Source organism: Bacillota bacterium (genome assembly GCA_030705925.1).
In the GTDB taxonomy this organism is placed as follows: Bacteria; Bacillota; Clostridia; order Oscillospirales; family Feifaniaceae; genus JAUZPM01.
In genome coordinates, this window is the sequence record JAUZPM010000081.1 from 1 (window position 1) to 8,412 (window position 8,412).

The 8,412-nt window shown below is 39.1% G+C and carries 7 protein-coding genes; 4 read left to right on the plus strand and 3 right to left on the minus strand.

Features of this window, described 5'->3' with window-relative positions:
* Positions 1–114 precede the first annotated feature (114 nt).
* On the plus strand, positions 115–696 hold the full coding sequence (locus Q8865_10200; GenBank protein ID MDP4153786.1) for a lytic transglycosylase domain-containing protein: 582 nt from the start codon (positions 115–117) through the stop codon (positions 694–696).
* 76 nt (positions 697–772) lie between these two features.
* On the plus strand, positions 773–2,170 hold the full coding sequence (locus Q8865_10205; GenBank protein ID MDP4153787.1) for an aminopeptidase: 1,398 nt from the start codon (positions 773–775) through the stop codon (positions 2,168–2,170).
* Between the two features lie 27 nt (positions 2,171–2,197).
* On the opposite strand, the gene safA is transcribed toward Q8865_10205, so the two are convergent.
* Complete coding sequence (gene safA, locus Q8865_10210; GenBank protein ID MDP4153788.1) at positions 2,198–2,818, minus strand: SafA/ExsA family spore coat assembly protein; 621 nt, start codon at positions 2,816–2,818, stop codon at positions 2,198–2,200.
* Positions 2,819–2,939: 121 nt separating this feature from the next.
* Here safA and Q8865_10215 point away from each other — a divergent pair, with 121 nt between their 5' ends.
* On the plus strand, positions 2,940–3,476 hold the full coding sequence (locus tag Q8865_10215; protein ID MDP4153789.1) for an inorganic diphosphatase: 537 nt from the start codon (positions 2,940–2,942) through the stop codon (positions 3,474–3,476).
* A 92-nt stretch (positions 3,477–3,568) separates the two neighbouring features.
* Positions 3,569–4,072: a flavin reductase gene (locus Q8865_10220; GenBank protein ID MDP4153790.1), complete on the plus strand. Its 504-nt coding sequence runs from the start codon at positions 3,569–3,571 to the stop codon at positions 4,070–4,072.
* A 49-nt stretch (positions 4,073–4,121) separates the two neighbouring features.
* Here Q8865_10220 and Q8865_10225 read toward each other — a convergent pair whose 3' ends face one another.
* Together Q8865_10225 and Q8865_10230 are read right to left on the minus strand one after the other, a co-directional pair.
* Positions 4,122–7,499 carry an S-layer homology domain-containing protein gene (locus Q8865_10225; protein ID MDP4153791.1) on the minus strand — a complete coding sequence of 1,126 codons (3,378 nt, stop codon included), beginning with the start codon at positions 7,497–7,499 and terminating at the stop codon, positions 4,122–4,124.
* Positions 7,500–7,614: 115 nt separating this feature from the next.
* Positions 7,615–8,373: an ABC transporter ATP-binding protein gene (locus Q8865_10230; GenBank protein ID MDP4153792.1), complete on the minus strand. Its 759-nt coding sequence runs from the start codon at positions 8,371–8,373 to the stop codon at positions 7,615–7,617.
* Between the last annotated feature and the right edge of the window lie 39 nt (positions 8,374–8,412).

The following is an 8,412-nucleotide window of genomic DNA, read 5'->3' on the forward strand; positions in this document are numbered from 1 at the left end:
CGATAGCTTTTACGAAACACAGTCAGATTATATAATTTTGAATAATGGGGACGAAGAATCTTTTAAAATAAAAATAGACAAATTGCTTGAAGACTTGTTTAATAAAGGTGGCCGATGAAAAAATTACTGATAATTATTATTGCCGCTGCAATAACAGTTATTGCAGCTTATGGATATATAACTAACGAAATGTTTCCGTTATCATACCGTAATAATATCTCGAGATATGCCGAAGAGTACGGCGTCGAGCAGGCGCTTATAGCTGCTGTTATTAAAACTGAAAGCAATTTTAAACCAAACGCCGCTTCCGGTAAGGGGGCAAAAGGTTTGATGCAGCTGACAAAGGATACATTATTCTGGTTATACTCAAAAACGCCTGATCTTGAAGAGTTTGATGAGGAACATCTGACCGACCCGGAAAAAAATATTAGATACGGGACGCTGAATCTTTCTCTTTTAATCAGTAAATACGGTGACGAAACGACGGCTCTTGCAGCTTATAATGCCGGTCAGGGGAGAGTTGACAAATGGCTTACTGACAGCCGATATTCCAAAGACGGCAAAACTCTTATTTCTATTCCCTATGATGAAACAGATAAATACATTAAGCGAGTTATGTTATATAAAAAAATATATAAAATTCTGTATCCAGATTTAAAAAAGAATAATTTAGTTGTAATAAATAAAACTATTTAAATAAAGGTGGTCGCTTGCCTAAAAAGCGGCAGCCGTGATTATAAAAATATTTATTTACGGAGATTGGAGGCTTTTTATGTCAGACAAAACAGATGGAGAACTTTTAAAGGACAAGCTTTCGTATGCCCCTAAAAATGCTTATGAGACGATGCAGGAGGACGAAATCAGCTGCGCATATGCTTTTTGCGGTGAGTATAAAAATTTTCTTGATAACGGAAAAACAGAGCGTGAATGTGTTAGCTTTTTGATTTCTGAAGCTGAAAAGAAAGGTTTTAAGCCTTTCGGAAAGAACACACGCTATCAGGCCGGCGATAGAGTATACATGTCTAATAGCGGTAAGTCAGCTTTCTTTTTTATTTATGGAAAGAAATCGGTTGATTATGGAGTAAAAATTTCAGCTGCACATATAGACTCTCCCAGACTTGATCTTAAACCGCGTCCGCTTTTTGAAGACAACAATGCTGCCCTTTTAAAAACGCATTACTACGGCGGGCTGAAGAAATATCAGTGGTTATCGATTCCCCTTTCACTTCATGGGGTTGTTTGTTTGGAAGATGGCAGTATAATAAATGTTACTATCGGCGAGGACGAAGGAGATCCTATATTCGTTCTAAACGATCTTTTACCGCACCTTGCAAAAGATCAGATGGAAAAGACAATGAGGAACGGCATCTCGGGCGAGGGCATGAATATCTTAGTCGGAAGCCGTCCATTTAAAGATGATAAAGTTTCAGAGAAGGTAAAACTGAATATTTTGTCGATTTTATACGAAAAGTATGGAATTACAGAGTTAGATCTTGTGTCTGCTGAGCTTGAAATTGTTCCGGCATTTAAAGCAAAAGACGTAGGCCTAGATAGAAGCCTGATCGGGTCGTATGGACATGACGACAGGGTATGCGCATATCCTGCAATGCGCGCTTTGTTGGATATGGAAATACCAGAATACTCTTGCGTATGTGTACTTGCTGATAAAGAAGAAATAGGCAGCACGGGACTTACAGGTATGCAGTCTCATTTTATGAGTTATTTTCTTGAGGATATTGCGGCAGCTCAGAATGTTTCTGCCCGAGATATGTTTAGAAATTCTCTTTGCCTGTCAGCTGACGTATCTGCCGCATTTGATCCAAATTATGCAGATGTATACGACCTAAAAAACAGCATTTTTTTAAACTTCGGAATAGGAGTAATGAAATATACCGGACATGCCGGAAAAGGTGATACGTCCGACGCTAATGCTGAGCTTGTTGCGAAAATCCGCCGAATATTTAAAGATGTGCCATGGCAGATAGGGGAGCTTGGAAAAATCGATCAGGGCGGCGGCGGAACAGTTGCTAAATATATTGCACAGCTTGGCGTAAATACAATAGACGTAGGCGTTCCTGTTCTCGGAATGCATTCACCTTATGAAGTCGTATCAAAACTTGATGTTTACAATACCTACAAAGCTGTTTTAAGTTTCTATAATTACAAATAAAAAGAGGGGCTTTGACCCCTCTTAAATTTAATATGCTGGTTTCATAAACATTTGAGTCCAATATAAAGTTCCGTTTGATGATTTTGCGGCGCCAATTCCTATCTGGGTGCATGACCTTGACAATATATTTGCGCGATGTCCGGGAGAATTCATCCAAGCATTCATAACTTCCTGTGCGGTACGTTGCCCCATTGCAATATTTTCAGCTGCAGCTGAAAAGTGAAGACCGAAGCTTTCCATCATTTTGAATGGTGAACCGTAGGTAGGAGAAGTGTGTGAAAAATAGTGCTTATTGATCATATCTTGAGATTTTAATCTTGCGACTCTGGATAACTCCCAGTTCATTTTATAAGGAGTAAGACCATATTTTGCACGCTCTTTGTTTACCAGATCAAATACCTGTGATTCAACGCTCTTTAACGGTGCACCCTCAGGGATATTGATTTTTTGTCCGACATATATCAATGTTGCATTTTTGATTTGCGGATTGGCTTTTTTTAGCTCATCAAGCCCAATTTCGAATTTTTTAGCGATCAGCCACATTGTATCGCCTGATTTTACTGTATAGGTTGTAGCCTGTGCAAATGTTCCGAAAGACATTGTAAAAACGAGTACGATACAGAGTATGACCGCGGTCAATTTTTTCATGCGGAAACACCTCCGCAATTATTATTCCACTTAAAAATATTTAATATTATAGAATAAATTGACGAAAGGCAGTTATAAAATGTATAATACGATATAAAATATACTTTTTTTGGGGGCTTTTATGAATATTTGGCATGATATATCAAAAAATCGTATAAAACCAGATGACTTTATTGCCGTTATCGAAATTGAAAAGGGCAGTAAGAAAAAATATGAACTGGATAAGGAAACAGGACATATAATTCTTGATAGAATACTTCATACCTCGACACATTATCCTGCGAACTATGGTTTTATTCCTCTAACATATGGCGATGATCTCGATCCGCTTGATGTTCTTGTTCTTTGCAGTGAATCTTTAGATCCGCTTACCCTAGTAAAATGTTATCCGATTGGTGTAATATCAATGATTGACAACGGAAAATCAGATGAAAAAATTATTGCAATCCCATATAATGATCCGACATATAATAATTATAAGGATATCGAAGAGCTGCCGTCACATATTTTTGATGAAATGCGGCATTTCTTTTCGGTTTATAAAGAACTTGAAGGAAAAGAAACAGCCGTCAAAGAACTTGGCGGGTCTAAAGATGCATTAAAAGTGATTGAAGATTGTATTGATAATTACAATAAACATTTTGGAAAGAAGAACTAAAATATTACACAAAATAATATATTATAACTGAAAATTCGTATAATACTATTAAAATATTACAAAAAGTCAATTATTACAAGGAGAATTTGCAAATGCTTGAGTTTCATGAATTGGCACCAGAGAAGCTTTCTGAAAGCCCTTTTAAGCTTATAGGGAAGGACTGGATGCTTGTTACAGCCGAAAAAGATGGCAAGGTTAATGCCATGACAGCGTCATGGGGCGGACTCGGCGTTATGTGGGGAAAAAATGTTGCATTTATTGTTATACGCCCACAGCGTTATACAAAACAGTTTCTAGATAGTTCTGATACTTTTTCGCTAACTTTTTATGAAGAGACAATGAAAAAGCAGCTTTCTTATTTCGGTTCAGTTTCCGGACGGGATGAAAATAAAATTGAAAAATCGGGTTTTACGCTTGAACACGATGGGAATACACCATATTTTAGTGAAGCTAGAATAGCGCTTATATGTAAAAAATTATTTGCGCAGGATTATCAGCCTGAATGTTTTTTAAGCCATGATATAGAAAAATGGTATCCCGATAAAGATTATCACATGCTGTATATTGCTGAAATTACTAAAATATTAGTAAAGTAAAGCGGATAATAAAAAAGGCGTCAGCTGACGTCTTTTTTTATTTGTATAATCATTGTTTAATGCTTAAGACACGTTCTAATATAACGGCAATTTCAGCTCGCGTGAGATTGGCTTTCGGATTAACAAGATTGTTATCACCATATATCACTTTGGCGTTTACAAGGGCGGAAACAGCATCCACGGCATAATCGGAGATGCCGTCTTTATCTTTGAAAGAGTTTAAATTGCTGCTGCTTCCCGAAATGGTTTTCCCAGTAGCCTCAAGCGTTCGCATTACAAGCACCATTGCGTCTTCTCTAGTTATAGGTGAAGATGGATAAAACCTTCCGCCACTGCCTCCTGCAATGCCCAGCGCTTTTGCAGTCATTACAGCGTCGTAATAATAATTACCTTTGTTTACATCAGAAAAACTGCCGCTTGGCGTTGCGCTAAGGTCAAATGCACGATATAGCATCAGCATAAAATCGCCGCGAGAAACATTGCTTGAAGGACTAAAAGTCCCGGAATCAGTTCCGCTGATAACTCCGTTTTCATACAAGAGATCTATAGAATCTACAGCCCAGGAATAATTCGAATCAACATCACTAAAATATTCGGAATTTTTTGCGTTCACCGTTATTAGCATAACCCCAGAGAGCGAATCGCCGTTCTCACTATATGCTGTGAAGTTAATCTCTGCCGTGCCGCTGAAAGCCGAGTTAGGCACAAAAGTTATATTTGATATATAAGGAATTGAACTGCGGTAATATTTTGAACTTGATGTAACTGCTGAACCGTAATTGGTTGGCGATGTATAGTTATAATAGAGTTTGCCGGTTGAAGAAGCCGGAGGATAAAATTTGACATAAGAAATTGAGGAACTGGTTTCGCTGTAAAATTCATTGTTGAAATCTGCTGCGTCAAGTGTTATGGGCGTATTCATTGAAGTTATATAATTCACTGATATGTTGCCTTCGCCGACTGTAACCGTAAAATTTCCTGAGTAAGAATATCCGTTCGTACTGCATGCGGTATATTTAATTGTGACTATTCCGGTAAATCCTGTGTATGGAACGAAAGAGATATTTGATATAAAAGGCGAAGAATTTTTATAATACTTTGTTGTAGATGAAACCTGAGAATCATAATTGTCCGAAGATGTATAGTTGTAATACAGTGTTCCTTTAGTAGCGGAAGGCTGTGTAAACTTAATATATGATAATGCATATCCGGTTGAAGCCGTAAACATTGTGCTGAAATCAGCGACATCCAGTGATACGGGTGTACTCATACTGGTAGAGTAAGACAGGACTGATTGGTTTTCTTCTACAAGTATCGTTATAGTGCCGGCATAGGTGTAACCGTCTGAAGAATAACCGGTGTAATATAGAGTTACCGATCCTGTATAGTCAGTGTAGGGGACAAATGATACATTGGACAGGTAAGGAGTTGAGTATCTATAATATCGGGTATTGTTTGAAACGACCGAATCGAATAGAGACGCTGATGTATAATTATAATACAGCTTCCCGTCGGATTCGGATGGCAGAGTGAATCGGACATAGTATAGAGAAAATCCCGTTGCATTTTCAAAAGCATTGCTGATATCGGCTGCATTTATGATAACAGGGGTATTTTTATAAGTCGTATATGTAATAGCATCGCTGCTGCCGACTGTAATTACCAGATGACCATTATAAGAAGTCCCTTTTGAATCGTAAGCTGTAAAATATATTGTAAGTGTCCCCGAATATCCCGTATAAGGCACGAATGTAATATTTGAAATAGACGGATCACTTGAGCCTGTGCTGTACTTTGTGCTTGCGGAAACAGTTGATTCATATGAGGATGAAGATACATATTTATAATATAGCTGACCGTAATAGGATGATGGCAGTTTAAATTTTACATAAGATAAGGTACTTCCGGCGGCGCTTTTGAATGCTGTGGTAAAATCTGAAGCAACGAGCTGAACGGAAGTGTTATATTCGGTGTTATAACTAATGGTTGTAGTCGTATCAAAGTTGAGCGTATATGCCACAGCTGTTGCCCATTTCGCGGAGGATGCGACAGTATCGCTTGTCGCTGTCCATGAAAAAAATAGGCTTGTTGCTGTTCCTGTCGGGGTTGTATTGACTCTCAGATATTGCAGGTAATCATATGGGATAATGGCACCATTTTTGAGCGCTGTATCGGCAGTTATAGCTGGATAACCATAGGTTGAGTTTGCATTTATAGAAGCGGCAAGCGTAAGGGTGCCTGAGGCAGCGGCAGGGATAGCAGTTATTTTTACGTATGTAATTGGCACCGTATCTGGCGAATATTGAAAATGCGAGGGAGAAACTGCCCAAGTTGCACCACGACCAATATTGGATCCAATATAGGGAGTAAGAGACAGTGCGTCACATACTGTAATGCTGCCGTTACCTGAAAGTGAAAGTCCGCCTTCACTTGAGACACGCCATGTAAAGGTTGCGGTTCCTGTTGCAGTTCCGGTGAATTTTAAAGTACTGATTGAAGTGGCGGTGAAACTTTTCGTTCCGGTAAATGCGGATGTGCCTGAATACCACGTTCCAAAACCGGAATTGGTAGGCGTTATTTCTATACTTGACAGGGTTCCGCCGTTAAGACTGCATTTGCTGGAGAAATCAGACGCTGTGAATACTATAGATGAATTTATAGAGGTTGAGCGTGTAACCGCTCCTGTTATAAGCGGAGCTGACACACCCTGTATTGTTAATATTACACTGCCTATTGGAGATGAAGTATCAGTCCCTGCATAGGCTTTTACAACATATGATACAGTTCCTCCTTCGGTTAAAACGAATGAAAGAGCACCAGAAGAAATTTCGCTGATACTTACCGGATCTTTGAAGTTATAATCAGCTCCGTTCAACTGCATTGAACCAAAACTTGGGTTAATTCCGGTGATAAGTATAGCGCCTATATCGTTTCCGTCATTTGCGGAATATCTCTGCGTAAAGTCTGAAGCCGTAAAGTTAATGTTATTGCCTTTGATTGCATTTTTTGAAATAGTTCCGGTGAAGGTAGGCGGAGTATACTGTCCACGGACGATACTTATAGAGTATGTAGTAGTATAGACTGAGCTGTCGCCGATTAACTGATATGAGACCAGCATTTCAACGGCAGGACCGTCGATTGTGGCCAGTGAGGTCTTCGGAAAACTGGCGCTGGCAGATGAATAGACTGTTGTGTCGTAGTAAATGTCAAGCCCGTTTGACAGGTCGACAGAACTTGCTGTATTGTAAGACACAGTTATGGTTGCGGATGTTGTTCCGCTTACATTAACTGCAGTCGGCGAGCCTTTTAACTTAATTGAAGTAAGTACATACTGCCCGTCTGCCGCTTTTGCGCTGGGGGGAAGCAGACTTAAAACAAAAAATGCAGTGATTAAGAAGCTGAGTGTCCTTTTTAGTATATATTTCATATCCATCCTCCGGTGATTATCAAACTCTTATATAATATAATTCGTAAGAATTGCCCTAATCTTTAGATAAATTTAAAAAGAGGCACTGGAAAGTACCTCCTTGATTATAATATATTTACTGCCACTGTGAAAGCTGTTTTTTCATCCAGCCGTAGACATCGGTATGATAAACTGACTCAAGGTTTGAGGGTGTAAGGACTTCGTTGACTTTTCCGTATGCTCTGATTTTGCCCTCATCAAGCAGCAAAACATTATTAGCGTAAGCTCGAATAAAATTAAAATCGTGACCTACAACAATTACTGCATGGCCATCCTGCTCGGCCCATTTTTTTAGAATGTCAAATATGCCTAGCTGATGGTTAAAATCTAAATGGCTCGCAGGCTCGTCAAGGATAAGAATGTTGGGGCGCTGAGCAAATAATTTTGCCAACATCACTCGCTGAAATTCTCCGCCTGACAAGGTTTGAATCGATCGGTCACGAAGATGGCCTGTCTGCGTGTTTTCAAGCGAGTCTTCTATTATTTGCTTATCTTCCTGAGTTAAACGATCAAAAAGCCCCTGCTTATGGGCATATCTCCCAAGAGACACGACTTCATATACGGTATATGAAAACTGTGGATTTACTTTTTGGGACATAACGCCGATCTTGCGAGCGCGTTCGGTTGCAGAATAAAGGCTGATATTTTTTGAAATCAATGATATTCGCCCTTTACAAGGGTATTCGCCCATTATCGCCTTAATCAGCGTTGTCTTTCCGGCTCCGTTTTTGCCTGCGATAACAAGAAAATCATGTTCGGAAAGATGGAAACTAATATTTTGCAGTATAGGGGTTTTATTCAAAGAAACGCAGAGGTCGGATATATTAAGCATCATACAACACCTCTCTGCTTTTTAAACACTGTAATAAAAATA